The 24,187-nt window shown below is 63.6% G+C and carries 22 protein-coding genes and 1 tRNA gene; 11 read left to right on the plus strand and 12 right to left on the minus strand.

Features of this window, described 5'->3' with window-relative positions:
- Nucleotides 1–23: 23 nt before the first annotated feature.
- From PI93_RS10945 to PI93_RS10960, 4 genes are all read right to left on the minus strand, one after another.
- Entirely contained in the window at nt 24–578 is a 555-nt protein-coding gene (locus PI93_RS10945) for a 3-hydroxyanthranilate 3,4-dioxygenase (protein ID WP_039368112.1), read from the minus strand.
- 42 nt (nt 579–620) lie between these two features.
- Nucleotides 621–1,055 carry a RidA family protein gene (locus PI93_RS10950; RefSeq protein ID WP_039368109.1) on the minus strand — a complete coding sequence of 145 codons (435 nt, stop codon included), beginning with the start codon at nt 1,053–1,055 and terminating at the stop codon, nt 621–623.
- A gap of 102 nt (nt 1,056–1,157) precedes the next feature.
- Nucleotides 1,158–2,630 carry a 2-hydroxymuconic semialdehyde dehydrogenase gene (locus PI93_RS10955; RefSeq protein WP_039368107.1) on the minus strand — a complete coding sequence of 491 codons (1,473 nt, stop codon included), beginning with the start codon at nt 2,628–2,630 and terminating at the stop codon, nt 1,158–1,160.
- A 154-nt stretch (nt 2,631–2,784) separates the two neighbouring features.
- Entirely contained in the window at nt 2,785–3,351 is a 567-nt protein-coding gene (locus PI93_RS10960) for an SRPBCC family protein (protein WP_039368105.1), read from the minus strand.
- A 301-nt stretch (nt 3,352–3,652) separates the two neighbouring features.
- On the opposite strand from PI93_RS10960, the gene PI93_RS10965 reads away from it, so the two are divergent.
- The 6 genes from PI93_RS10965 (at nt 3,653) to PI93_RS10990 (ending at nt 9,517) form a co-directional block, all read left to right on the plus strand.
- Nucleotides 3,653–4,708: a LacI family DNA-binding transcriptional regulator gene (locus PI93_RS10965; RefSeq protein WP_039368103.1), complete on the plus strand. Its 1,056-nt coding sequence runs from the start codon at nt 3,653–3,655 to the stop codon at nt 4,706–4,708.
- Between the two features lie 184 nt (nt 4,709–4,892).
- Entirely contained in the window at nt 4,893–5,906 is a 1,014-nt protein-coding gene (locus PI93_RS10970; RefSeq protein WP_039368101.1) for an extracellular solute-binding protein, read from the plus strand.
- Nucleotides 5,907–5,946: 40 nt separating this feature from the next.
- Nucleotides 5,947–6,771 (plus strand): ABC transporter permease, encoded by an 825-nt coding sequence (locus PI93_RS10975; RefSeq protein ID WP_039368098.1) that lies wholly within the window; start codon nt 5,947–5,949, stop codon nt 6,769–6,771.
- 5 nt (nt 6,772–6,776) lie between these two features.
- The gene (locus tag PI93_RS10980) at nt 6,777–7,592 is read left to right on the plus strand and encodes an ABC transporter permease (RefSeq protein ID WP_039368097.1); all 816 of its coding nucleotides are present in this window, start codon (nt 6,777–6,779) and stop codon (nt 7,590–7,592) included.
- Between the two features lie 46 nt (nt 7,593–7,638).
- Nucleotides 7,639–8,682 (plus strand): ABC transporter ATP-binding protein, encoded by a 1,044-nt coding sequence (locus PI93_RS10985; protein WP_039368093.1) that lies wholly within the window; start codon nt 7,639–7,641, stop codon nt 8,680–8,682.
- A gap of 7 nt (nt 8,683–8,689) precedes the next feature.
- On the plus strand, nt 8,690–9,517 hold the full coding sequence (locus PI93_RS10990; RefSeq protein ID WP_039368089.1) for a phosphodiesterase: 828 nt from the start codon (nt 8,690–8,692) through the stop codon (nt 9,515–9,517).
- A gap of 87 nt (nt 9,518–9,604) precedes the next feature.
- On the opposite strand, the gene hmpA is transcribed toward PI93_RS10990, so the two are convergent.
- The 3 genes from hmpA to PI93_RS11005 all read right to left on the minus strand — a co-directional run bounded on the left by hmpA (nt 9,605) and on the right by PI93_RS11005 (nt 14,107).
- On the minus strand, nt 9,605–10,807 hold the full coding sequence (gene hmpA, locus PI93_RS10995) for an NO-inducible flavohemoprotein (protein WP_039368086.1): 1,203 nt from the start codon (nt 10,805–10,807) through the stop codon (nt 9,605–9,607).
- A 196-nt stretch (nt 10,808–11,003) separates the two neighbouring features.
- Nucleotides 11,004–12,641: a hypothetical protein gene (locus PI93_RS11000; protein ID WP_144400431.1), complete on the minus strand. Its 1,638-nt coding sequence runs from the start codon at nt 12,639–12,641 to the stop codon at nt 11,004–11,006.
- A gap of 272 nt (nt 12,642–12,913) precedes the next feature.
- Entirely contained in the window at nt 12,914–14,107 is a 1,194-nt protein-coding gene (locus PI93_RS11005; RefSeq protein ID WP_039368080.1) for a hypothetical protein, read from the minus strand.
- A gap of 188 nt (nt 14,108–14,295) precedes the next feature.
- Here PI93_RS11005 and PI93_RS11010 point away from each other — a divergent pair, with 188 nt between their 5' ends.
- A complete protein-coding gene (locus PI93_RS11010; protein WP_236105600.1) occupies nt 14,296–14,943 on the plus strand; it encodes a DUF1415 domain-containing protein in 648 nt (215 codons plus the stop codon).
- A 214-nt stretch (nt 14,944–15,157) separates the two neighbouring features.
- Here PI93_RS11010 and PI93_RS11015 read toward each other — a convergent pair.
- The 3 genes from PI93_RS11015 to PI93_RS11025 all read right to left on the minus strand — a co-directional run bounded on the left by PI93_RS11015 (nt 15,158) and on the right by PI93_RS11025 (nt 17,849).
- A tRNA-Thr gene (locus PI93_RS11015) sits at nt 15,158–15,233 on the minus strand.
- A gap of 166 nt (nt 15,234–15,399) precedes the next feature.
- Complete coding sequence (locus PI93_RS11020) at nt 15,400–16,413, minus strand: class 1 fructose-bisphosphatase (RefSeq protein WP_039368077.1); 1,014 nt, start codon at nt 16,411–16,413, stop codon at nt 15,400–15,402.
- 152 nt (nt 16,414–16,565) lie between these two features.
- Nucleotides 16,566–17,849 (minus strand): aspartate carbamoyltransferase, encoded by a 1,284-nt coding sequence (locus PI93_RS11025; RefSeq protein ID WP_039368173.1) that lies wholly within the window; start codon nt 17,847–17,849, stop codon nt 16,566–16,568.
- A gap of 206 nt (nt 17,850–18,055) precedes the next feature.
- On the opposite strand from PI93_RS11025, the gene PI93_RS11030 reads away from it, so the two are divergent.
- A complete protein-coding gene (locus PI93_RS11030) occupies nt 18,056–18,889 on the plus strand; it encodes a LysR family transcriptional regulator (protein ID WP_456238606.1) in 834 nt (277 codons plus the stop codon).
- A 100-nt stretch (nt 18,890–18,989) separates the two neighbouring features.
- Here the strand turns inward: PI93_RS11030 and PI93_RS11035 are convergent, their stop codons facing one another.
- Together PI93_RS11035 and PI93_RS11040 are read right to left on the minus strand one after the other, a co-directional pair.
- Nucleotides 18,990–19,193, minus strand: a complete 204-nt coding sequence (locus tag PI93_RS11035; protein ID WP_144400432.1) for a hypothetical protein — start codon at nt 19,191–19,193, stop codon at nt 18,990–18,992.
- Entirely contained in the window at nt 19,190–19,453 is a 264-nt protein-coding gene (locus PI93_RS11040) for a hypothetical protein (RefSeq protein WP_039368068.1), read from the minus strand. The genes PI93_RS11035 and PI93_RS11040 overlap by 4 nt, the downstream gene beginning before the upstream one ends.
- 427 nt (nt 19,454–19,880) lie before the next feature.
- Between PI93_RS11040 and PI93_RS11045 the strand changes: the two genes are divergently transcribed.
- From PI93_RS11045 to PI93_RS11055, 3 genes are all read left to right on the plus strand, one after another.
- Entirely contained in the window at nt 19,881–21,866 is a 1,986-nt protein-coding gene (locus PI93_RS11045) for an aconitase family protein (RefSeq protein WP_039368172.1), read from the plus strand.
- Nucleotides 21,867–22,074: 208 nt separating this feature from the next.
- A complete protein-coding gene (locus PI93_RS11050; protein ID WP_407945351.1) occupies nt 22,075–23,493 on the plus strand; it encodes an MFS transporter in 1,419 nt (472 codons plus the stop codon).
- 63 nt (nt 23,494–23,556) lie between these two features.
- On the plus strand, nt 23,557–24,150 hold the full coding sequence (locus PI93_RS11055; protein WP_039368062.1) for a class I SAM-dependent methyltransferase: 594 nt from the start codon (nt 23,557–23,559) through the stop codon (nt 24,148–24,150).
- Nucleotides 24,151–24,187 lie beyond the last annotated feature (37 nt).

Here is a 24,187-nt window from a genome sequence, read left to right on the forward strand (position 1 = left end):
GGTTCTGTGAGCGGCGTGGCGGGTCAGGCCGACGCCGGTGCGGTGGTTTTGGGTTGTGCGGCCCGGCCCGGATGGATCTCGCCGCAGCTCGGGCAACGACGCAGCGATTCGGAGCCGTAGAACGCTTCGAACAGCGGCGGCAGGTCCGTCACGATGCTCTTGAGTTGCACTTCCACGCGGTGCACCTGCGTGCCGCATTTCAGGCAGTACCACTCGAAGCCGTCGAGCAGGCCGGGCGGGCGTTGGCGTTCGATCACGAGGCACAGGCTGCCGGCTTCGGGGCGTTGTGGGGAGTGGCGGACGTGCGGCGGCAACAGGAAGATGTCGCCTTCCTTGAGGTCGATGCGCTCGGCGCGGCCGTCGATCCACAGATTGACCCACGCGTTGCCCTTGAACTGATAGAAGAACTCCTCGAGCGGATCGTCGTGATAGTCGGTGCGGTGGTTCGGTCCGCCCACGACCGTCACGATGAAATCGCTGTCCTGCCAGACCTGCTGGTTGCCGACGGGCGGCTTGAGCAGATGCGCGTGATCGTCGATCCAGCGCTGGAAATTGAAGGGTTTGCCATACGTCAACATGCTGTCTCCCGGGTCATGCCGCGTCAGGTGAGGTCTCGGCCGTTAGCGCGAGCGCGGTGCGTAGGCCACGCACTTGATTTCGATGAGCAGCAGCGGGTGCGGCAACTGATGCACGGCCACCGTGGTGCGTGTCGGGCCGTTCTCGTCGAAGTATTCGCCATACACCTCGTTGTAGCCACCGAAGTCGTTCATGTTCACAAGGAACGAGCCGACTTCGACCACGTCGGCCAGTGTGGCGCCTTCGCTCGCGAGAATGTCGCGAATGTTCTCGATGACCGCACGCGTTTGCTCGCGGATGTCGAGTTGCGTCACGCCCAGGGCATCGACCTGGGCACCGGCGTAGGTGTTATCCGGACGGCGCGAGCTGGTGCCCGAGACGAACAGGAAGTCGCCCGCACGTTTGATATGCGGGAACTTGCCGCGCGGTTTGGCCTTGCCGGCCACGACACGGGCTTGGGTGTCTTGCGATGCGCTCATGGATTGTCAGTCTCCGTCGTACTTATTCGGTTGTGCTGCTTTTTGAGAATGGCGCACGGGTGCGGCAGTCTCGACCCCCATCGATACCGCCGCACCGTCGCCTCACAGTTTGATGCAGATGTTGGTGATTTCGGAATAGAAATCGAGCGAGTGGCGTCCGCCTTCGCGGCCCAGCCCGGAGAGCTTCACCCCGCCGAATGGCGTGCGCAGGTCGCGCAGGAACCAGGTGTTCACCCATACGAGGCCGGTCTGGAACTGACGCGCCACGCGGTGCGCGCGCGAGAGGTTTTCCGTCCACACACAACCGGCAAGGCCGTAGTCGCTGTCGTTCACCCGGCGGATCACTTCGTCTTCGCTGTCGAACGGCGCGACGTGGCACACCGGGCCGAAGATTTCCTCGCGAACGCAGCGGGCCGTATCGGGCAAGCCGGTCCACACCGTCGGTTGTACAAAGGCGCCTTCGTCGCGGGCGTCGCCGAAGGTGGGCACATCACCGCCGGTGACGACCGTTGCCCCTTCTTCCACGGCCAGCCGGTAATAGGAGAGCACCTTCTCGCGGTGCTTGCGCGACACGAGCGGGCCCATTTGCACGCCGGGGGCGTCCGGGGCGTCGATGCGCAGGGCAGCGGCACGCTCGGCCAGTGCCGCGACGAAGCGATCGAAGATCGGCCGTTCGACGTAGACACGCTCGGAGCACAGACAAACCTGACCGGCGTTGGTGAACGACGAGCGGACCACGCCATCGACGGCTTTCTCGAAGTCGGCATCGGCGAACACCACGGCAGCGTTCTTGCCACCCAGCTCGAACGAGATTTCCTTCACGCCGTCGGCCACGGCTTTCATGATGGCGCTGCCGGTGCGCGACTCGCCGGTGAAGGTGATTGCGGCCACGTCGGGATGCTTCGTCAGGAATTCCCCCGCCGAGTTCGGGCCGAAACCGTGAACCAGATTGAAGACGCCGGGGGGCACGCCGGCGGCGTCCATCACTTCGGCGAGCAGCGTGGCGGACGACGGCGTTTCTTCCGACGGCTTGGCGACCACGCAGTTGCCCATGGCCAGCGCGGGCGCCACCTTCCACGTGAACAACAGCAAGGGCAGGTTCCACGGCGAGATGATGCCGATTACCCCGAGCGGCTTGCGTGTGACGTAGTTCATCACGTCGCCGCCATCGGCTGCGCGCATTTCGTAAATTTCGCTGCCGGCGGTCTTGATGAGATCGGCGAACATGCGGAAGTTGGCGATCCCACGGGCGATATCCAGCGTGCGGGCCTGCTCGGTGGGACGGCCGGTGTCGGCGACTTCGGCCGCGACGAACTCGTCGAAGCGGGCCTGAATGCCATCGGCGATGCGGTGCAGCACGGCGGCACGCTCGGCGGGCGTGGTTTTGCCCCAGGGGCCGTCGTGCAAGGCGCGACGGGCGGCGCTGACGGCCCGATCGACCGTTGCGGCGTCGGCCTCGCAGACTTTCGCGACCAGCCGTCCGTCGACGGGGCTCACGTTATCGAACTGACGGTCGGTGGCGAGGAAGGCGCCGTCCACGTAGTGCCGCAACAGCGGCGGAGTCGCAAGGCTCACGAGGTCTCCTGGAGCAGAATGTTTTGCGGGGCGGCAGCGCGTTGTCGAGACGCCATAGATCCACCGCCGGATGCCTACGAGTCTAAGCATCCGGAGTTATAAAAAATAATGAAATCTATCGGATCGTCTATTCCTGAATGGAATAGCTGAGCGGTCAATGACGGGCGTCGTGACTCATGCGCGAACGGGCTTCGCGCAGATCGCGCGGATTGCGCTCTTCGCCGATGGCGGCAGGCGGCAGATCGGTGTCGAGGCATTCGGCCAGATGGGCGTTGAGCACCGCCGCGAGGCCCTCGCCGCCACGTCGCATGACGTAGTTGTGATTCCAGCGGAACAGCGGCTGGGCGATGGGCGAGAGCTTGTTCATCCAGGCGCGCTTCGTGTGCACATCCCAGGCGTAGCGCACCACGGTGATCGAGCCTTCCGTGTCGAAGCGCCACACGCCAGTGCCCTCGGCCTCGCCGGTCGCCACGCTGCGCACCTCGCGCATCGGCTCGATGTGGGTGATGCGTGTCTCGAACGTGAGCGAGTAGGGCAGCGCACCATGCCAGGTCAGTTCCCGCACGGCGCCCACGCCATCGGCGTCGCCTGTCTCGAGCGTGCGGACGTTACGCACGCACGGCCACCAGCGTGCCCAGTGGTCGACGTCGCGAATCGTATCCCAGACTTCGTCCAGCGGTGCCGTCAACCGCCACAAGGTGAGGAAGTGATATTCGTTCATGGCCGATCCCGGTAGTGAAGGAAGGGGGAAGGGGTGCTGTCATGCCCCGGCGTGTGGGGGGAATTTCAGTATAGGCGGCATACCGGCCTTGGGTATCCGGCATGTGCGTCGAGCCGTGTCGATGGCTCCCGCCAACGCTGACGATGCGTCGGACAGCGAATGGGCCGTTGTTCGCTCGCTGTCATCAATCCATCACATTGCCTCCATAGAATCCCGAAGTGAAAACGTTTTCGTAAACGTTTACATTTACGTAAAATCCGTCAACTTCAAATTCTGGCGGCACGATAACAAGGAGCAGGGTGTGGCAGACATACGGGACGTGGCGCAGCGCGCGGGGTGTTCGATTGCGACGGTGTCGCGTGCCCTCAATTCGCCGCAATTGGTCCGTCCCGAGACGCTGGCCCGCGTGCAGGCGGCGGCTGCCGAGCTCAAATTCCGTCCCAATGCGTTGGGCCGCCAGTTGCGCGGCGAGCGCACGGGGTTGATCGGTGTGATGCTGCCGACGCTGGGCAATCCGGTGTTCGCCGATTGTCTGGAAGGGATCGAAGCCGCCATCGACGGCACCGGGCGCCGTTTGCTGCTCGTCACCACCCAGTACGACCCCGAGCGTGAGCGCAACGCCATCGAGACTCTGCTGCAACAGCGGGTGGACGGCCTGCTGCTCACGCTCGCCGACGCCGAACACAGCGCGCTCATCGACGATCTCGCCGCCGAAGGCGTGGCGTGTCAGCTTGTCTACAACGATGCCCCCGAGCGGCCCTGCGTGTCGGTGAACAACCGGGCTGCCGCCGCACAGGGCGTGGCCATGCTGATCGAGGCGGGGCATCGCGACATCGTGATGGTGACCGGGGCGCTGCATGCGTCCGATCGCGCCAAGCGCCGTTATCTCGGTTATGGCGACGCCATGCAAGCCGCCGGCCTGACGCCGCTGCCGGCGTTCGAAATCGATTTCAACAGCGGGGCACGCGGTGAGCGGGTGCGCGAATGGCTGGCGCAGCGCGAGCGCGACGGCGCACGCCCCACGGCCCTGTTCTGCTCCAACGATCTGCTGGCGCTTGGCGTGATGCGTGCATTGCGCGAGGCGGGGCTGCGCGTGCCCGACGACATGTCGGTGCTCGGCTTCGACGGTCTGGCCGTGGGCGAACTGCTCTCGCCGACGCTCGCCACGGTCGTGCAGCCCAGCGTCGACATCGGCCGTCACGCGGCGCAACGACTGCTCGCACAGATCGAGGGGCGCGATGGACGCACCGGAGTCGCAACGACATTGCCTGACGCTTCGCTCGGGCAGGCGCTGATCCTGCCGCACGAGATTCGTCGCGGCGGCACGGTAGCCGCGCCGCCGGGCAAGCCTCGCTGAGGTGGTATCGGAACGGATCGAACGGATTTGCAGGAAAAGCACTAGCAAGGAAAGTGGCTGACGACTGGCTCCGACAAAGAGAGTGCAGCGCCGGCCGAGGCAATCAGGCATCCGGCCGCGAGGCCCGCACTTATCCGGCAGCACGCCGTGCCGCCAACGCTCAGACATTCAGGAGCCCATAGAAATGAAGCTTTGGATCACCCGCGCCGCTCGCACGCTGGCGCTTTTCACCCTGCTCGGTGCTGGCGCCGCGCACGCCCAGCAGACCGCCATCTGCTACAACTGCCCGCCGGAATGGGCGGACTGGGCCGGTCAGGTCAAGGCCATCGCACAGGACACCGGCATTCGCGTGCCGCTCGATAACAAGAACTCCGGCCAGGCTGTGGCGCAGTTGATCGCGGAACAGAAGGCGCCGGTGGCCGACATCGTGTATCTCGGCATCACTTCCGCTATCGAAGCCAGCAAGAAGGGGCTGCTCGCGCCGTACAAACCGGCGAACTGGGATCAGGTGCCGGCAAACCTGAAGGATCCGAACGGCATGTGGACCACGATCCACTCGGGCACGGTGGGCTTCTTCGTGAACCGCGACGCCCTGGAAGGCAAGCCGGTGCCGCGTTCGTGGGCCGACCTGCTCAAGCCGGAGTATCGCGGCATGGTGGGGTATCTGGATCCGAGCAGTGCATTCGCCGGCTATGCCGCCGCGATCGCCGCCAATCAGGCGCTCGGCGGTTCGATGGACAACTTTGGCCCGGCCATCGGCTTCTTCCAGAAGCTCAAGGCCAACGCGCCCATCGTGCCGAAGCAAACGGCCTATGCCCGCGTGCTCTCGGGTGAGATCCCCATCCTCATCGACTTCGACTTCAACGCCTACCGCGCGATCTACAAGGACCGCGCCAACGTGCAGTTCGTGATTCCGATGGAAGGCACGGTGTCGCTGCCTTACGTGATCGCACTCGTGAAGAACGCACCGCACGCCGACAACGGCAAGAAGGTCATCGACTACACGCTGTCCGACAAGGGCCAGGCACATTGGGCGCAAGCGTTCCTGCGTCCGGTGCGTGCCAGCACGATGCCAGCTGATGTGGCTGCGAAGTTCCTGCCCGCAACCGACTATGCCCGCGTGAAGCCGGTCGATCTGCAGAAGCTCGCCGCGCAGCAGGACGCGTTCGGCCAGCAGTATCTGAAGAACGTGCGCTAAGCACGGAAATGTCCAACGAGGAAGAGGAGCAAAGCAAGCGATGCGTGACCTGACCCTGCCGCGCGGCTGGCGCGTGGCACTTCTGCTACCGGCGCTGGCGGTTTTTCTGGCGTTCTGGCTATTGCCGATGGCCGCCCTTGTGCAGGTGAGCGGCGACGGTCACGCGTTCGAGACCTATCGCGCGATTCTCACCAACGCGCGTTATCTCGATAGCCTGTGGCAGACCGTCGTGCTCTCGGCGCTGGTCACCCTTGCCACGCTGGCGTTGTCGCTTGTGGCGGGCCTCTTCCTCACCCGTCATGACTTTCCGGGGAAATCGATCCTCGTGTCGATGCTGACGCTGCCGTTGGCGTTCCCCGGCGTGGTGGTCGGTTTCATGGTCATCATGCTCGCGGGACGTCAGGGCCTGATCGGCGATCTGTCGACCAAGCTCATCGGGCACAAGCTCGTGTTCGCGTATTCGCTCGCGGGCTTGTTCCTCGGTTACCTGTATTTCTCGATTCCCCGCGTGATTCTCGCAGTGATGGCCGCGGCGGAATCGCTCGACCATTCGCTCACGGAGGCCGCCGCATCGCTCGGCGCGGGGCCGTTCGCCATTGCCCGCGACGTCACGTTGCCCGCGCTGGCACCTGCACTGATCGCTTCGGGCGCGATGTGTTTCGCGACCTCGGTCGGTGCGTTCGGTACGGCGTTTACGCTCGCCACCGACATCGATGTGCTGCCGATGACCATCTACACCGAGTTCACGCTCAACGCCAATGTCGCGACGGCGGCGGCGCTCTCGGTCATTCTCGGCATCGTGACGTGGGCGGTGCTCATGCTCGCCCGCAATTTCACGGGGCAGGCTGTCGCCGCCGGAGGTTGATCCGCATGCTCAAGAAAACCCTTTTCACGCTGCAACTGCTGCTCACGTTGCTGATGTGCGCGTTCCTGTTGATCCCCGTGGGCATGTCGATTCTCGCGGGGCTGTCGGTGAACTATTTCCGTGGTCCGTCGGCCGGCCTCACGTTCAAGTGGGTGATTCAGGTCTGGCAGGACTATCACGACGCCATTCTGAATTCGTTGTACGTCGGCGGTGCCACGCTTGTTCTGGTCACGCTGCTCGGCGTGCCGGCCGGTTACGTGCTGGCGCGCTGGCAGAGTCGCTTTGCGCGCTGGATCGAAGAACTGCTGACGCTGCCCATCGCCCTGCCGGGGCTGGCCAGTGCGCTCGCGCTGATCAGCGTGTACGGCGGCATGCGCGGCTTTCGGGAAAGTCTGGCGTTCATCGTGGTCGGGCACGTCATTTTTACGTTGCCGTTCATGGTGCGCGCCGTGGCCGCCGCATGCGCGGACTCGCGCATCAAGTTGATGGAAGAGGGCGCGGCGAGCCTCGGTGCGAGCTTCCTGCGCCGCTTCATGACCGTGGTGCTGCCCAATATCCGTAGCGAAATCGTGGCGGCCGCGCTCATCGTGGTGACGCTCTCGCTCGGTGAGTTCAACCTGACGTGGATGCTCCACACCCCCGATACCAAGACGCTGCCGGTGGGGCTGGCGGACGCCTACGCGTCGCTGCGCCTGGAGATCGGTAGCGCCTACACGGCCGTGTTTTTCGTGTTGATCGTGCCGCTGCTCGTCGTCATGCAGATGACGGCCCAGCGCGCGAAGGTGTCGGGCGGGAAGACATCGGCGCGAGGCCGTACCTGATCCCGACGGCTGCATTGCACGCCTACCGAATGCCAAGGATATGACGATGAAACTGACCTCCATCCCGATTCATCTCGAACGCTGTGCCAAGACGTTCAACGGCAACACCGTGTTGCAGCCGCTCGATCTGACGATCGGGGCCGGCGAGACGTTGGTGTTGCTCGGCCCGTCGGGTTGCGGCAAGACCACCACCCTGCGCATGATCGCCGGACTCGAGCGCCCTGACGCGGGGGGCCGCGTGCGCTTCGGCGACGAAGACGTCACGCGCTTGCCCATCGAGAAGCGTCGCGTGGGCATGGTGTTCCAGAACTACGCCCTGTTCCCGAATTTCACGGTGCGGGGCAATGTTGCCTACGGCCTGAAGCTGCGCGGATTACCGTCGGCACAGATCGACAAGCGCGTGAACGAACTGCTCGACCTTGTGCATCTCACGCCCTTCGCCGATCGCGCCATTGCGCAACTCTCCGGCGGTCAGAAGCAGCGCGTGGCGTTGGCTCGCGCGCTCGCACCGGAGCCGCGCGTGCTGTTGCTCGACGAGCCGCTCACTGCCCTGGACGCGAAGCTGCGCGAGACGGTGCGCGCCGATATGGACCGTCTGCTGCGCGGACTGGGCGTGACCACCGTGTACGTCACGCACGATCAGGACGAGGCCATGGCGCTGGGCGATCGCATCGTGGTGATGAGCGCAGGCCGTATCGAACAGATCGGCGCGCCGCGCGACATTTACTACCAACCGGCCTCGCGTCACGTGGCGAACTTCGTCGGCACGCTCAACCGTCTGGCCGGCGTGTGGCGCGATGGGCATTTCCATCTGGAAGGCGGTCGTGTTGCCTGTCCGGATGTGCGCTCCGATGTGGAGGAACTGTACTTCCGTCCGGAAGACGCCATCGTGGTGCCCGCCGGCGATGCGCCGCTCGTCGGACGTGTCGATGAAGTGCAGTTCCTTGGCGATCGCACGCGTCTGACCTTGAGCGGCGTGTCTGCGGCAGGTCCGGTGCTGGTCGAAGTTTCCAGCCGTCGCGAGTGTCGCGTCGGCGATCAGGTGGGCCTGTCGCTGCCCGCCGCCCATGTTTTTTCGCTTCACGGATAATCCGCACATGCTGTTCGCGCAAATCAGCGATCTTCACATCAAACGGCCCGGCAAGCTGGCCTATCGGCGCGTGGATACCGCCGCCTATCTCGAACGCTGCGTGGCGCGTCTGAACGCGCTGGCGCCGCGTCCCGACTTCGTTGTGCTGACGGGCGATCTCGTCGACTTCGGTGCACGCGAGGAGTACGAACACCTGCGCCGTTTGCTCACGCCGCTGCAAATTCCGTACTACCTAGTGATCGGCAATCACGACGGACGCGATGCCCTGCGCGAAGTGTTCCCGGAGCATGCCTATCTCGGCAAACCGGGTGGGTTTGTGCAATACACGGCCATGTTCGGGCCGCTGCGACTCGTGGCGCTCGATACGCAGGATCCGCCACACGGCGGAGGCAAGCTGTGTGGCGAGCGTCTCGAATGGCTGGAGGCGACGCTGGCGAGCGATACCGCTACGCCAACGGTGATCGCGATGCATCACCCGCCGTTTGCCTGCGGTATCGAGCACATGGACATTCAGGCGCTCGACGTCGGCGATGCCGCGAAGCTCGCGGCCATCGTGCGCCGCTTCGACAACATCGAGCGAGTGATCTGCGGGCATGTGCACCGACCGATTCACACCCGCTTTGCCGGCACTGTCGCAAGCGTGTGTCCGTCGCCGGCGCATCAAGTGGCCCTCGATCTGCGAGAGGGCGGGCCGTCGGCCTGGGTGCTCGATCCGCCGTCGTTCCAACTGCACCGGTTCACGCCGGCGACGGGGCTGGTCTCGCACCTCGCCTTCGTTGACGACGCCGGCGGTGCCCACCCGTTCTACGACGCGTCGGGCGCCTTGATCGACTGAGGTGTTTGCGTTGCGGCTGAGTCGCCGCATCGAGCAATCGCAAGGCCCCCGAATTGGGGGCCTTGTGTCGTTTACCGCCCTGAGAACTTAAAGCAGATGGTCGAGGGCATCGGGGCCGAAGACCTCGCGATGCAGGCGCTCGGCGGGCACGCCGGCGTCGCGCAGAGCCCGCCATTGGGTCCGCATGAACGGCACGGGGCCGCACAGCAGGTAGTCGGCATCGGCGGGCAGGGCGAGACGCGAGAGGTCCATCCGGCCAGCGAACGTATGCTCGGTATTGTCGCGCCCGGCACTTTGCGGTGTTTCGATGAACGTCGCCACACGCAGGTTCGGCAACTGCGTGGCGGCATGGGTCAGATGACGGCGCAGCGCGACGTGCGAGCTGTTACGTGCCGCATGGGCGAACACGATCTCGCGGCGCGAGCGTTTGGCGGCCAGCGTGGCGAGCATCGACATCATCGGCGTAATGCCCACGCCGGCGCTGAGCAGCACCAGCGGGTGGGCAGCATCGAGCGAGGTGGTGAATTCGCCGTAGGGCGGGCTCACAAGAATGCGATCTCCGGCCTTCAGATTGGCATGCAGCCAGTTCGATACCTGGCCGGCGGGTTTCGCATCGGCTGCGTCTTCGCGCTTGACGGTAATGCGCCAGTGGGGTGCGTCGGGGGCGTCGGACAAACTGTATTGACGGCGTTGTTGCAGACCGTCGGGCAGGGTGACACGGACGCTAATGTATTGTCCGGGGGCAAACTCACCCGGCGAGCCGCCTTCCGGAGTGCGCAGGTAGTACGAGACGATGTGCTCGGTCTCCCGGTCGACATCGGCCACGACCAGCTCACGCAGTGCGCCCAGCGGCGCGCGCGTGCGCTCCGACAGGCGTGCTTCGGCGCCGATCAGCTCGCCCGCAAGCAACCAGTACGCTTCGTCCCATGCGGCGATCAGTTCCGGTGTGGCGGCGTCGCCCAAGACGTCCTTGATCGCACCAAGCAGATAGCGGCCGACAATCGGATAGTGCGACGGCGTAATGCCGACCGAGGCGTGCTTGTGCACGATCCGCTCGAGTACCGGCCCGAGTGCTGCGGCGTTGTCGATGTTTGCGGCATACGCGAAGACTGCCGAGGCGAGCGATTGCTGCTGTGCGCCGCTCGCCTGATTCCCCATGTTGAAGAGATTGCGCAACTCAGGATGCGCTTCGAACATGCTCGCGTAAAAGTGACGCGTGATCGCAAGACCGTGTTCGCGCAGCACGGGAACGCTGGCGTCGATGTAGGGGCGGGAAGCAGCGGAAAGCATGGCAAGACTCCTGAGTTTATAAGATGTAATTTAAATGCATCTTTTTGGGCGTACTTGTGGGTGTTTCATGGACACCGCTCGACTCGCTCGGAGTTTCGCGGTGAGGCATTCGGTCGCCGGCGCCCCAAGGGCTCACGACACGACGACAACAACAGGAGGCCGGCGAGGTGATTATAAGATGCAAATGAAATGCATATTATAGAGATGCGGCGGAATGTCGCATTGGCGCGTCTGTCGGTTGCGCGTTGGACTGGCGGCGCTGGGTGACGGTCTCAATCGCACGTTTTCGCGTGGTGGCGATCATGGCGAGGCCGGCGCGCGCGAATTGACTATGCTCAGCCGACAGCAGCGAGAGTGCCGTCACCCCGGATCGATTGGGGCGCGTGGGGTCGCCCTCGTATCGCATTGCGACGGTGAGCATGTAGCTGGCGAGCGTTGCACACTCCGGCACGCGCGTCGCGGCAGCCAGCTCATGCATCAGCGTATTGCCGTCACGCGCCGGGTCGTTGGCGTTCGGACATAGGGCGAGCAGGACTTCCGCCGCGCCGCAGTAGCCGCGTCGTGTCAGCCACATGACGGGGAGTGTGCCGTCCCGATGCCGTCGTCCCAGATCCGCGCCGTTGCTCTGGAGCGACATCCCCAATTGAAACAGGGACTCGCAGGGAAGTAGGGGATCGTTCCCTCGTGAGTAGAGTCGGTTGGCTTCCGTTGCGAAGGCGGCGACGAAGGGCGGGAGCTGGCTGTTGGGGTGCTTCGCCCGGGACGCCGAGGTGTCCAGGATTCGGCGTCCCGCGCGCTCTCGCGCCGAGGCGATCATCGTCTGGGTGAGGCGAAGGTACTGGGAGAGGCTGGCGGGGATCAGCGAGCGAGCCGTTATGCCATCGAAGCTCGGTTGGTCGAGATCGCCACCGTGACGCAGGGTCAGGGTAAGCAGGAAGAAGGCGGAGAATGCATGCCGTGCCTGGTGTGTCGCGGCGGCGAGGTAGTGCATGAGGGTATTGCCGTTGAGATTGCCTGCGGTGGCGTTGCAGTCGACGCCGGACGAAAGCAGGGCTTCCGCCGCCGCACAATAACCGTTGAGGGCGAGTAGCATGACCGGCGGCGAGCCCGTCCGGTCGGGCTGCGAGAGGCGAGCGCCGTGCGAGCGGAGCATTGCGCAGAGTTGATGGAGCGACGCATGCGGGGTCAGCAAATCATGCCCGGCCAGACGCAGACGCTCGGCTTGCGCGGCCATGGCGGTAGCCACCAGCGGAATGCCGTGTGCGGTGAGCTGATTGGGGTCTGAGCCGTATTCCAGAATCGAGGGCAGCCATTCCGGGGCGACCTGACTGCACAGATGAGACAGGGGAAGGTGGTAGCTTCCGGGGACCTCCGACGCGGGGACGTCGTTGGTCCTGTCGCGACCGCAGACGACCAGCACTTTGAGTGCCGAAGCGATCGATACCTCCGGTTCGGTGGGCGTGGCCTCGTGCAGAATCGTGTCGACGAAGACGCTCGGATACGCCGATGGCGATGCGGCAAACCGAAGCCAAAGTTGCAGGCCCTCGTCGCTCATGAGGATGGGGGCGTCGTCTGGGCGCAGGTTTCGGCGTCGTATCGGGTCGAGGAAGATGCCGGCTTCGTCCAGTCTGGCGAGCGTTCTTTCTTTCGGCGGCGTGCTGAACAGGGTCGCCATCGTAAAGGCCAATCCCCCGGGGTGGCCGTCGCTCGCAACGCGGCAACTGTCGAGCAGCTCTTTGCCGGCTGTTGTGGTGGTACTTATCAACGTCTCCCACACGTCTCTGGATGAACATTGCTCGTTGCGTTTGGCGAGCAGCAGTTGATCGAGTGACATGTCGGACAGGGAGGGAAGCGCGGCGGTGGACGCGAGGGGATGGATCTCCGGCCCGGGCGAGCGTGTCGGGTGCGAGGGGGAGGTGGTACTCGAGAGTGGAGATATCGCGGTGACAGGGGATTGCGGCATGGGGATGTGGGGACGGGGAATCTAGGGACGTGGCGCATTCGGTGGCGAGCACGCGGGCGCCAGGCACGCAACTGGAAGTGGCCTGCGAGATCGCGTTGGGCCGATACTGGCAATGGGTGTCCGATGTCTTGTGGGTGTGCAGGTCACACAAGGGATCTGATACGCCGTAGTGCCGTGTTGCGCACGGTGTCGAGGAACGCCTTGTCGACCAGCGGGGCAAGGTTGAAGGGGCTCGGTAGCCACGCGCGGGGGGACTGACCGGCACGATTCACCCGGGTCAGATCGCCGCCGAATTGCGACGCGACGATGAGCGCGTAATGAGCGAGATGGGCGTAGCTGGCCTTTGCCGGATCGTTGCGCGAGCGAACGACGTATGCGAGATGGTGCATGAGGGTATTGCCGTTTGCATCGGGGGCGTTCGGATCGGCGCCGGCTGCAAGCAGCGCTTCGGCCGCCCCGCACAGCCCGTGAAAAGTGAGTATTGCGACCGATGGCATGCCCGCACGGTTGGACTGCATCAAATCGGCGCCATGTCGCTTAAGCAGGTGAGCGAGTTGTCGCAATGAATCATACGGAATCAGGGGGTCGTGACTGGCCATGTACAGGCGAACGGCTTGCGCTCTCATGGCGACGACCGTCAACGGCATTCCCTCGCTGTTGATTTGCCCGGGTCTGGCGTCGAGTTCGAGCAATCGATGCAGCCATTGCGGCGCGACCTGGCTGCATAGGTGCGAGAGCGGATTGCGGGGGGCGCTATCGGCGGGATGTAAGGGCGGGGCGTCGGTTCTGTCGCGACCGCTTGCCACCAGTACGCGCAGGATCTTGTCGATGCGCGAGCAGTCGGCTGCAATGGTTTCACCGAAGACATCCGACGCGTCGAATACATTCAGATAGCCGGTGGGGGCCGCCGCGTATTGCAACCAGAGCTTCAGGCCTTCGTCGCTCCGTAACAGGGCAGCGTCTTCGGCACGCACTTGATAGGAGCGGGCCGGGGCCAAGAAAACGCCGGCGTTGGCCAGACCATCCAGCGAACGATCCGCTTCCTGTGTCGTGAGCAGGGTCACCATTTCGCCGAACAGCGATCCGTTGGGGGCGGCGTTTTCGCAGATGGCGCGTAGCTCACGACTCGCGAACGTGCGCGTGTCGATCAACGTGTGCCAGATATCTTGCGGACGATAGTTGAGGGACTTCTGTGCATCGAGCACTTCGGACAATGTCATGGCCGCCAACGGGGCGGTAGGCTTGCGGTAGACGCGGTGATCCAGATCGATACCGGTCGGCGAGAGACATTCGGTGTTACTGGTAGCGGGAGACGGAGTGGTGCTGATGCCGGGCATGGGCGTTGGACGTGTCGGGTGCGTGGCGCAAGGGAAGCCGAAAGGTTACGCAGATACGTCGGGCCGGATTTGGTATTCGCACCTCGGGACTATCGACAGCGGGCATGCCGGTGAGGGGCGAGGGCGAATTACAATGCGGTATTCATGATTGATCGCGAAGTTTTTGTATGTCGGAGAAAACCATCCCAGTGTCTGAAGCCACATCTGAATCGTTGGACAGTCAAGACCATGAGGCCGTGATTGCGGCGACGCGTCATTGGCTCACGCGTGCGGTGATCGGGTTGAACCTCTGTCCGTTCGCGAAGGCGGTGCACGTCAAGGATCAGATTCGCTACGTCGTGAGCGCAGCGCGGGACATGGAAGGTGCCTTGCTGGATCTGGAGCGCGAGTTGCAAGGCTTGGCCGAGGCCGCCCCCCAAGAGATCGACACCACGCTGTTGATCTTGCCGTATGCGTTACTCGATTTTCACGAGTACAACGACGCGTTGTTTTTCGCGGAACGCATGCTCAAACAGTTGCATCTCGAAGGCGAGTTGCAGATTGCGAGCTTTCATCCGGACTATCAATTCGAAGGCACGACGCCGGACGACGCGGAGAACTACACGAACCGCTCGCCTTATCCGATTCTGCATTTGCTGCGTGAGTCGAGCATCGATCGCGCCGTCGAGGCGTTCCCGGAAGCCGAGACAATCTTTGAACGCAACGAGGCACTGATGCGCAAGATGGGCGTAGCCGGCTATCACGCCTGGATGGCGCAGCCCGCCGAAGACGAGGACGGGGCGAACGATAACGCGATGGATGGCGCTGACGAGGCGAGCGGCAAGACGGGGGAGTGACGGCGGCCGGAGAGAATGTCTGTACTGTGGGGGGGGCATCGACGAGAGGCATCATCGAGATGCCCCCAAACTTCATTGGCCGGAAGTCGTCAGAGGGAAGCAAGCGATCTTTGAACGAGAAAAACAAAAAAGCCGCACGACATATTCGAGCGGCTTTTTTGTTGACTGCCAAGGACTGCATCTTGCTTGCATAACCAGGGACTTTGGAAGTCGCTGGTGCCGGAGAGAGGAATCGAACCCCCGACCTTCTCATTACGAATGAGCTGCTCTACCGACTGAGCTACTCCGGCGCTGCGAAGAAGTGAGATAATAGCAGACTTTCTGCGTTTGTCACGACTTTTTTCGAAGAATTTTCGCTGTCCCTGCGTGAGTTACGCGTAAATCCTTGAAATTGCAGAAATCCTGCGCTTTCGTCGTCGCCAGACATTTGCCACCGCGACGACGTTTCCCGTGCCCTTACTTCGCGCCGTCTTCGTGGTGATAGGCGGTCACGCGTTCGACTTCGTTCTTCGAACCGAGGAATACGGCCACGCGCTCATGCAGCTTCTGCGGTTGCACATCCAGAATGCGCTGCACGCCGTTCGTTGCCGCGCCACCTGCCTGCTCCACCAGGAAGCTCATCGGGTTGGCTTCATACATGATGCGCAGCTTGCCCGGCTTGTCCGGATCGCGCTTGTCGGCCGGATACATGAACACGCCGCCGCGCGTGAGAATGCGATGCACGTCGGCCACCATCGAGGCGATCCAGCGCATGTTGAAGTCCTTGCCGCGCACGCCTTCCTTGCCTTCGAGCAGTTCGCCGACATAGCGCTGCACCGGCGCATACCAATGGCGCTCGTTCGACATATTGATCGCGAATTCCTTCGTATCTTCCGGAATGCGCATGCCTTCCTGCGTGAGCACCCACGACCCCATCTCGCGGTCGAGCGTGAAGCAGTTCACGCCATGTCCCGTCGTCAGCACCAGCACCGTTTGCGGACCGTATACCGCATAACCGGCCGCCACCTGTTGCGAGCCCGGTTGCAGGAAGTCCTTCTCGGTCGGGTCCGTCACGCCGTCCGGGCAACGCAGCACGGAGAAGATCGTGCCGATCGACACGTTCACGTCGATGTTCGACGAGCCGTCGAGCGGATCGAACATCAACAGATATTCGCCCTGCGGATAGCGATTCGGAATGTGGAAGACGTCTTCCATCTCCTCCGACGCCATCGCCGCCAGATGGCCGCCCCATTCATTGGCTTCGAGCATGATCTCGTTGGAGATCACGTCGAGCTTCTTCTGCACTTCGCCTTGCACGTTTTCACTGCCCGCGCTGCCCAGCACGCCACCGAGCGCGCCTTTGGACACGGCGTGGCTGATCGTCTTGCACGCGCGCGCAACAACTTCGATCAGCAGTCGCAGCTCGGCAGGAATGTTGTTGAACTCCCGCCGCTGTTCGATGAGATATTGGGTAAGGGTCTTGCGCCGCATGTGGGCCTCCGGGAAAGCAAAAAAAGCGTACCTATTCGATTTGGTCGCAATTTTACTCGTAAAGGCACGCTGCCCCCGCGAAAAATCCTCGGGGGCAGCGCAATTTCAGGTGTGACTGAGGTAGGTCTCGGTGTTTTCCGAGAGATGACCGATCAGTCGAGGCCGTCAAACAAGGCGTCGTCCGGGCCGATGTGCGACGGCGCGCGCCAGGTGGCATCGCGCATGCTGTGCTGCACCTGCTTGTCCACGCCCAGCAGAATCGCGAAGATCGCCATGCGCACCGGAATGCCGTTGTCCGTCTGACGGAAGATGGCCAGTCGCGGGTCGTGATTCAGATCGGTCGACAGGTCGTTCGCGCCCGGCCGGCTGTCGCGCGGCAGCGGATGCATGATGATCGTGCGCGCGTCGCAATACTGGTTGATGAGCGCTTCGTTGATCTGGAAGTCGGGCGTATAACCTTCGATCGCCTCGTCGGCAAAGCGCTCTTTCTGGATGCGCGTGGCGTAGACCACATCGGCACCGGACAGGTCGGCGAGCGAGTTGCTCTGCACGATCACATGGCCGTTTTGCGAGATCTGATCGAGAATGTACGTCGGCATTTCCAGCGACGGCGGCGAAATCAACGTGAACTTCAGACCGCGATACAGCGCGAGCAGCTTGATGAGCGAGTGCACGGTGCGGCCATAGCGAAGGTCGCCGACCATCGCGACGTGCGCGCCGTCGACCAGCTTGCCCAGACGCGAGAACTCGCGGCCGATGGTGTATAGATCGAGAATGGCCTGGCTCGGGTGTTCGCCGGGACCGTCGCCGCCATTGATGACGGGGATGTTCGTGGCGCGTGCGAATTCTGCGACCGAGCCCTTTTCCGGGTGACGCACGACAAGGGCGTCGACGTAGCCGCTCATCACGCGGCTCGTGTCGTAAATCGATTCGCCCTTGGCCATCGACGAGAAGGTGAAGCCGGTGGTGTCGCACACCGAGCCGCCGAGACGGCAGAAGGCGGCGCCGAAGCTCACACGGGTTCGGGTACTGGCTTCGAAGAACAGATTGCCGAGTACGGCACCTTCGAGCACGCGCGAGATCTTCTGGCGGCGCGCGATCGGTTGCATGATATCGGCAACGTGGAACAGCTCTTCGAGCGAGTCGCGTGAGAACTGATCGACCGAGATCAAATGCGGCTTGCCGTCGAGACCCATGCGTTCGCGCAACGGTTTGTGTGCGCTTTGCGTAGATTCCGCGGACGGTGCCTCGCGACCGAGGATTTCGCCGACGAATTTCTCCACGATGCTCGGCATCGTGCGATATTCGCTGGAATCTTCAGGCAACAGCCAGGTGTCGAGGGCGCGCCGGCGAACGCCGATGCGCTCGGCGAAGCTGTCGCGGGTCATGTTCAGGCGACGCATCGCGTCGCGCAGGAAAGTCTGCTGTGCACTCATGGTCGGGTCGGCAGGAATGTGTACGCGATGCGTATAATAGGCGTCGATTCGTTGTTTGTCCAGCAAAAGACGTGCCCCGCGCGGGGCCGCGCCAGCCGGGCGTTTCCGGCATTTCCGATGTATTGCCTTACGGTATGGAAAACCTTCTCCGCAAGCTCGACCTTACCTCTTTGCGCCTTTTCGTGGCTGTGTGCCAGGAGCGGAGCATGGCGCGTGCTGCCGAGCGCGAATTCATTGCGCCGTCGGCCATCAGCCGGCGCATTGCCGACATCGAAGCGATCGTCGGACTTCCCCTTATTCAACGTCACCAGCGCGGCATTACCGTCACGCCCGTTGGCGAGACGGTGCGTCGTTATGCAGAGCGCATCCTTGGCACCATCGAATCGCTGGGCGCAGAGCTGTCGCAGTTTCACGAGGGGGCGCGCGGCAGCGTGCGCATTGCGGCGAACCTATCGGCCATCGTCCAGTTTTTGCCGGAGGACCTCGCCGCGTTCGGTCGCGTGTTTTCCGCGGTGGATGTCGAACTCGACGAACAGCACAGCAACGAAGTGCTCCAGCGGGTGGGGGAGCGCGCGGTGGATGTGGGTATCTGCAATGCCGTCGAGGGGATCGAGGCGTTCACGATGGTGCCGTATCGCCGCGATCGGCTCGCCGTAATTCTGCCCGTGGGGCATCCGTTGGCGGCGCGCACCGGCGAGATTCCGTTCTCCGCCTGCGTTGGCGAGACGCTGGTGGGCCTTCAGGGCAACAGCGCGCTGACGCAGTTGCTGCGCCAGCAGGCGAGTGCGCTCGGCGCGTCGCTGCGCATCAAGATTCGCGTGTCCAGTCTCGACGCCCTGTGCCGCATGGCGCATGCGGGGCTGGGCATCGCCATCGCGCCCGAGCAAGTCGGCCAGTTGTACGTGGGCAAGCTCGATGTGGTCGTGCGCCCCCTCACCGACGAATGGGCGCATCGTCAGCTCTGGCTCGTGTTTCCGTCGCGTGACCAACTGAGCGCGACTGCGTCGGCCGTCGTGAATTTTCTCGCGCAGAAGGAATGACCCCGGTATCCCGGGGTTGTCGCGCCTGAGGCCTGCCGCTCCCCGGGAAACAGCCTGATCGCCGGGGTGCGGCAGGGACTGCCGATCGCAATGTGCCGATTCAGGCGCGTGGCACGAGCGAACCGATGCGCGACGCGAACGCCTGGGGATCTTTCAGTTGCACGACATCATCGGGAACATCGATGACGTGCGCCTTCTGATCGGGGCCGGCCGCGATGCCTGCCACTTGTCCGCGCAAGCCACCGTCACTTTGCTGCGCGGCGACAAGCGCACCCTGCTTGTCGACAATGACGATCATTTTCATACCACCCCCCCGCCTTGCAGGTTATGCCAGGCACCGCCCGGCCCAAGATTCGTGATCGTGACGTAATACGTGGTGTGACCGTTGTTGTCCTTCTCCTTGCGCTGGTTGTCAGCGCGATGGACCCCGCCGGAATTCGGCGTCTTGACATCGGCACTCGCAAACTGCGTGCCATAGTCTTCGCCGCCGTTGCGGACATACCACCAGTAGGCAGATTGGTTAGGGTTCAGGAAGGTCAGCGGCCCTACATTGTTGAACGCCATGGCATGACTCCTCTGGAAACGACGCGCAATGGCTGCCAGTGCGCAGCTCACGCGCCTGGGCTGACACAATTCCGTACGCCATGCGGACCGTGAGTCCCTGTGGTGGATAAATAGCGTCCACATGTCGTACGTACGTCATCGACGCTCGATTGCCTTCGCCGATGGCGCGTTTGAAATCTAGGTTGACCATCGGGCGTCGATGCCGGCGGTGTCCGGGTGGCTCGGCGCCATGGGCTTCCGCGCGATTTGTAACATCGATATTTCGGAATTTTCCCAAGGAACGAAGGGGGCGCTCAAGATGTCGGCGCGGTTGAACGGCGGTGACGGGATTGGCACGGACTTCGCGATTCGTCACGGCGACCTTGCTCAGACGGCATGGCCGGGCGCCGGGCCCGGGGATATGCTTTTCGCGAGGAGGTTCCCTGGCATGGAAGACACCATTCGTTTCGACGGCCGCATGCTGTTTCTGTCCGACGACCCGGCTATCGTGCGCCGGCAGTTGGCCGGCGAGTCCATCACCCGCGCCGAAGCCGGTGCATTGCGCGATAACGTCTCGACCGACGAGATCACCCCCGTCACCGTCATGCTCACTTACGACGAACGGCTCGGGCGTTATCCCTACGTGGGTTTCAAGGCGGGAAACGACATGCCCGTCGGCGAGCACGACGTGCGCCGCGGCGGTTTTCAGATCACGGTCGCGGGCAAGCGTTACGGCAAGGGGTCGTCGCGCGAATCGAGTCCGCTGGCGGAACTGTCGGCGGGCATCCGGCTGATCGTTGCCGAGAGCTTCGAGCGTATCTATCAGCAGAACTGCGACAACATCGGCATTCTGACGACCACCGACTTCGGTGTGCTCGAGCGCATTCAGGCCGGCGAAGCCATTCCGATCACCGAATTTCTCAAGGGGCGCGACGCCCTCACGCAGCAAATCATCCGCAGTGGCGGCCTGCTCGCGTTCAGCAAGTTTGCGGAATGGCCCGCACCGGTGGTACACCCCGACGCGACACCTTCGAGCGATACGGCAGACACACCGCCACGCACGCTCGTCGAGAAGATCATGGCGCGGCGTCTGCATCCGGCCACGCCCGGTGTCGAGCATGGCGACGGCGTATTTGTGCGCGTCGACTGGCGCTTCTCTCACGATTACTTCACGGGGATGTGCGCGCATCTGATGCATCGTGCATTCGGCGAGCCGGCGGCGCTGTACGACCCGGCCCGCATCATCGCGTTTCAGGATCATCTGGTGCTGGCTGCGCAGAGCCATCCGCACGTCACGCAGGGGTTGCTGCCCGGCGTGGCCAATCTGACGAACGGGCATCGCGATTTCGTCTCGCGTTACCCGGTGCTGGCGCATGGCGAACTGCCCATCGGAGATCGCGATGAAGCGCATGGCGCCGACGGCATCTGCCACGCGCTGATGGCTGAGCGCTATGCGTTGCCGGGTCAGATCGTGATCGGCACCGATTCGCACACGCCCCACGCGGGCGCGCTCGGCTGTCTGGCGTTCGGTGCCGGCGCGACCGACATCGCGAACAGTTGGGTGACGGGCTACGTCCGTTGCAAGGTGCCGCAGACGTTGCGCATCGAGATCGACGGTGCGCTGGCGCCCGGCGTGACGGCCAAGGACGTGGTGCTCCATTTGTTGCGGCTCGATGCGATCCGCAGCGGCGACGCCATCGGCCTCGTCTTCGAATACGCGGGAAGTGCCGTGCGGGCGATGTCGATCGACGAACGCGCCACGCTCACCAACATGGTCGCCGAGTTGGGGGGCTTCACGGGCATCGTGGCGCCGGACGAGAAGACGGTGGCCTTCCTCAAGACGCGTCGCGGGGTCGACTTCGTGATCGAGCCGTGGATGACGAGCGACGCCGGTGCGCGCTATCGCGACGTGATCCGCATCGATGCGGCGTCGCTGATGCCGATGCTGGCGCGCCCCGGCGATCCGGGTAACGGCGTGGCGCTTGCCGAACTGACGGCGCCCGTCGCCATCGATATCGCTTACGGCGGTTCATGCACCGCGGGCAAGCGCGACGATTTCGACGCGTATCACGACGTGCTTGCCTGGGGCGTAGCGCATGGGCTTCGCGTGGCGCAGGGGCGGTCGTTGTTCTTGCAGTTCGGCACGATGGACGTGCGTGCCTACTGTGAAGCGCGGGGCTATCTCGATACGTTCGAGGCCGCCGGAGTGACGCTCATCATGCCGGGCTGCGGCGCGTGTGCGAACTGCGGGCCGGGACAGTCGACGTCGGCGGAGCAAGTCACGATCAGCGCGATCAATCGCAACTTCCCCGGCCGTTCCGGGCCGGGCAGTGTGTGGCTCGCGAGCCCCTATACGGTGGCGGCGAGTGCCTTGGCCGGGCGCATCGTCAGCTTTGACGAATTGAGGGCTTCGGTACTGGCGACAGTGCAGTGACGTGTGCGGCAAAGGTGACAGGCGCGGTGTCATTCGTGGCACAATTTCGGCCTCGTGCCTGTCGATTCATGGTGTATCCGACGTACCGGCTACTGCGGGCGAATGCCGGCAAGTGGTTTGAGAGACGTCGGCAAATGAGCAGTTCGGCCATGACCGAACGGGCCCGGAGACGATTTCCATGCCATCCCCCGACGTTTCAATGCCTTCCATGCCTTCTCCAAGTCAGGCCGCGCAAGCCCACGCTGTGGCAAGCAGCCTGAGTGCCGGCGACATTTCCGCCCGTCTCGATCGACTGCCACCCACCCGCACTGTCTGGAAACTGGTGGTGCTGCTCAGTCTCGGTTTCTTCTTCGAACTTTACGATCTGCTCTACACGGGTTACATCGCACCCGGTCTGGTAAAGAGCGGCATTCTCACGCCGACCACGCCGGGCCTGTTCGGCACGACGGGCGTGGCGAGCTTCATCGCCGCGTTGTTTGCCGGGCTGTTCATCGGCACGATCGCGTGCGGTTTTCTCGCCGACCGGTTCGGCCGCCGCGCGGTGTTCACCGGCTCGCTGCTCTGGTACACGGTGGCCAACGTCATCATGGCGTTTCAGGAGACGGCTACAGGCGTGAACTTCTGGCGCTTCGTGGTGGGGCTGGGCATCGGCGTGGAACTGGTGACGATCGGCACCTACATCGCCGAGCTGGTGCCCAAGCAGATTCGCGGTCGTGCGTTCGCGTGCGAGCAGGCGGTCGGCTTTACCGCGGTGCCGGTCGTCGCGCTGCTGGCCTACTGGCTCGTGCCGCGTGAGTTCCTCGGTCTGGAAGGCTGGCGCTGGGTGGTGCTCATCGGTGCGCACGGCGCCGTGTTCGTCTGGTGGATTCGCCGTGCCTTGCCGGAGAGCCCGCGCTGGCTCGCGCAGAAGGGGCGTCTTGACGAGGCGGATCGTGTGTTGTCCGAACTGGAAGCCAAGGTCGCCCGAGAGTACGGCAAACCGCTGCCGCCGCCGGGCGAGCCGGAGCCGGTGGTGCCCAAGAGCGCGTTTCGCGACATGTGGGTGCCGCCGTATCGCAAGCGCGCGATCATGATGATCCTGTTCAACATCTTCCAGACGGTCGGCTTCTATGGCTTCGCCAACTGGGTGCCGACGCTGCTGATCAAGCAGGGCGTGACCGTGACGACGAGCCTCGGGTACTCCAGCGTGATCGCACTCGCGGCACCGGTCGGGCCGCTGATCGGTCTATGGATGGCCGACAAGGTCGAGCGCAAACACGCCATCGTATGGACGGCCGGCATCGGTATCGTGTGCGGTCTGGTGTTCTCGCAGGTGACATCGTCGTTCCTGCTGATCGCCATGGGGATCGGCCTTACGCTCGCGAACAACATCATGTCGTACAGCTATCACGCCTATCAGACGGAACTGTTCCCCACGGGGATTCGCGCGCGCGCCGTCGGTTTCGTTTATTCGTGGAGCCGCTTCTCGGCGATCTTCACGGCGTTCCTGATCGCGTCCGTGTTGCGCAACTTCGGCGTGACCGGCGTGTTTGTGTTCATCTCCTGTGCCATGCTGATCGTCATGCTTTCCATCGGACTGATGGGCCCGCGTACGCGTGACATCGCGCTGGAGAAGATCTCGCAGTAAGCAACATGGCAACCATGGCCGCGCGGGTGCGGCCATTCCCGCATTCCCCCGGAGACTCCGATCATGGCGGACCTGCAAACCGAAGCGGCCTACGAGGCCAACGCCGTTCGTTATAGCGAGGACTGGCTCAACCAGCCGCCACCGGACGACATGTACGCCTTGCTGGTGCGTCATTTCATCCCCGGCGGACGCACGATCGATGTGGGCTGTGGGAACGGTCGCGACGCGGCGTGGCTCGCGCAGCAGGGATTCGATGTGGTCGGTTACGACAACTCGCCGGCACTCATCGAGCTGGCGAGTCGATCCTTCCCGTGGGTGCCGTTTCACGTCGGCAGACTCCCGCAGCTTGACGCGGTGACGGCGCAGTTCGACAACGTCGTCTGCGAGACGGTTCTCATGCATCTGCCCGCGAACGAGGTGCCGCAGGCCGCCGACCGCCTCTGGTCGCTCGTGCGCCCGGGCGGCGTGCTTTACGTGTCGTGGCGAGTGACCGAGGGCGAAGACCTTCGCCATGAGGACGGACGCCTCTACAGCGCCTTCTCCCCCGACGTCGTGCGCGCTGCGCTTCACGAAGGCGTTGTGCTGCACGAGGAAGACGTCACGAGTGTGAGCTCCGGCAAGCGTGTGTGCCGGCTGATCGTGCAACGCCCGGCCTGACGTCGACGAAAAAACGCCGCCGATACCTTGGCGTATC

It is taken from the genome of Pandoraea fibrosis, from assembly GCF_000807775.2.
In the GTDB taxonomy this organism is placed as follows: domain Bacteria; phylum Pseudomonadota; class Gammaproteobacteria; order Burkholderiales; family Burkholderiaceae; genus Pandoraea; species Pandoraea fibrosis.

Excerpts from the sequence above, each read along its gene's own strand:
- PI93_RS11005 (WP_039368080.1), bottom strand. The coding sequence starts at position 14,107 with ATGCCCGGCATCAGCACCACTCCGTCTCCCGCTACCAGTAACACCGAA.
- PI93_RS11040 (WP_039368068.1), bottom strand. The coding sequence starts at position 19,453 with ATGGCGTTCAACAATGTAGGGCCGCTGACCTTCCTGAACCCTAACCAA.
- PI93_RS11025 (WP_039368173.1), bottom strand. The coding sequence starts at position 17,849 with ATGAGTGCACAGCAGACTTTCCTGCGCGACGCGATGCGTCGCCTGAAC.
- PI93_RS10950 (WP_039368109.1), bottom strand. The coding sequence starts at position 1,055 with ATGAGCGCATCGCAAGACACCCAAGCCCGTGTCGTGGCCGGCAAGGCC.
- PI93_RS10960 (WP_039368105.1), bottom strand. The coding sequence starts at position 3,351 with ATGAACGAATATCACTTCCTCACCTTGTGGCGGTTGACGGCACCGCTG.
- PI93_RS10980 (WP_039368097.1), top strand. The coding sequence starts at position 6,777 with ATGCTCAAGAAAACCCTTTTCACGCTGCAACTGCTGCTCACGTTGCTG.
- PI93_RS10945 (WP_039368112.1), bottom strand. The coding sequence starts at position 578 with ATGTTGACGTATGGCAAACCCTTCAATTTCCAGCGCTGGATCGACGAT.
- hmpA (WP_039368086.1), bottom strand. The coding sequence starts at position 10,807 with ATGCTTTCCGCTGCTTCCCGCCCCTACATCGACGCCAGCGTTCCCGTG.
- PI93_RS11050 (WP_407945351.1), top strand. The coding sequence starts at position 22,075 with ATGCCTTCTCCAAGTCAGGCCGCGCAAGCCCACGCTGTGGCAAGCAGC.
- PI93_RS11030 (WP_456238606.1), top strand. The coding sequence starts at position 18,056 with ATGGCGCGTGCTGCCGAGCGCGAATTCATTGCGCCGTCGGCCATCAGC.
- PI93_RS10975 (WP_039368098.1), top strand. The coding sequence starts at position 5,947 with ATGCGTGACCTGACCCTGCCGCGCGGCTGGCGCGTGGCACTTCTGCTA.
- PI93_RS11020 (WP_039368077.1), bottom strand. The coding sequence starts at position 16,413 with ATGCGGCGCAAGACCCTTACCCAATATCTCATCGAACAGCGGCGGGAG.
- PI93_RS10990 (WP_039368089.1), top strand. The coding sequence starts at position 8,690 with ATGCTGTTCGCGCAAATCAGCGATCTTCACATCAAACGGCCCGGCAAG.
- PI93_RS10985 (WP_039368093.1), top strand. The coding sequence starts at position 7,639 with ATGAAACTGACCTCCATCCCGATTCATCTCGAACGCTGTGCCAAGACG.
- PI93_RS11055 (WP_039368062.1), top strand. The coding sequence starts at position 23,557 with ATGGCGGACCTGCAAACCGAAGCGGCCTACGAGGCCAACGCCGTTCGT.
- PI93_RS10970 (WP_039368101.1), top strand. The coding sequence starts at position 4,893 with ATGAAGCTTTGGATCACCCGCGCCGCTCGCACGCTGGCGCTTTTCACC.
- PI93_RS11035 (WP_144400432.1), bottom strand. The coding sequence starts at position 19,193 with ATGAAAATGATCGTCATTGTCGACAAGCAGGGTGCGCTTGTCGCCGCG.
- PI93_RS11000 (WP_144400431.1), bottom strand. The coding sequence starts at position 12,641 with ATGTCACTCGATCAACTGCTGCTCGCCAAACGCAACGAGCAATGTTCA.
- PI93_RS11045 (WP_039368172.1), top strand. The coding sequence starts at position 19,881 with ATGGAAGACACCATTCGTTTCGACGGCCGCATGCTGTTTCTGTCCGAC.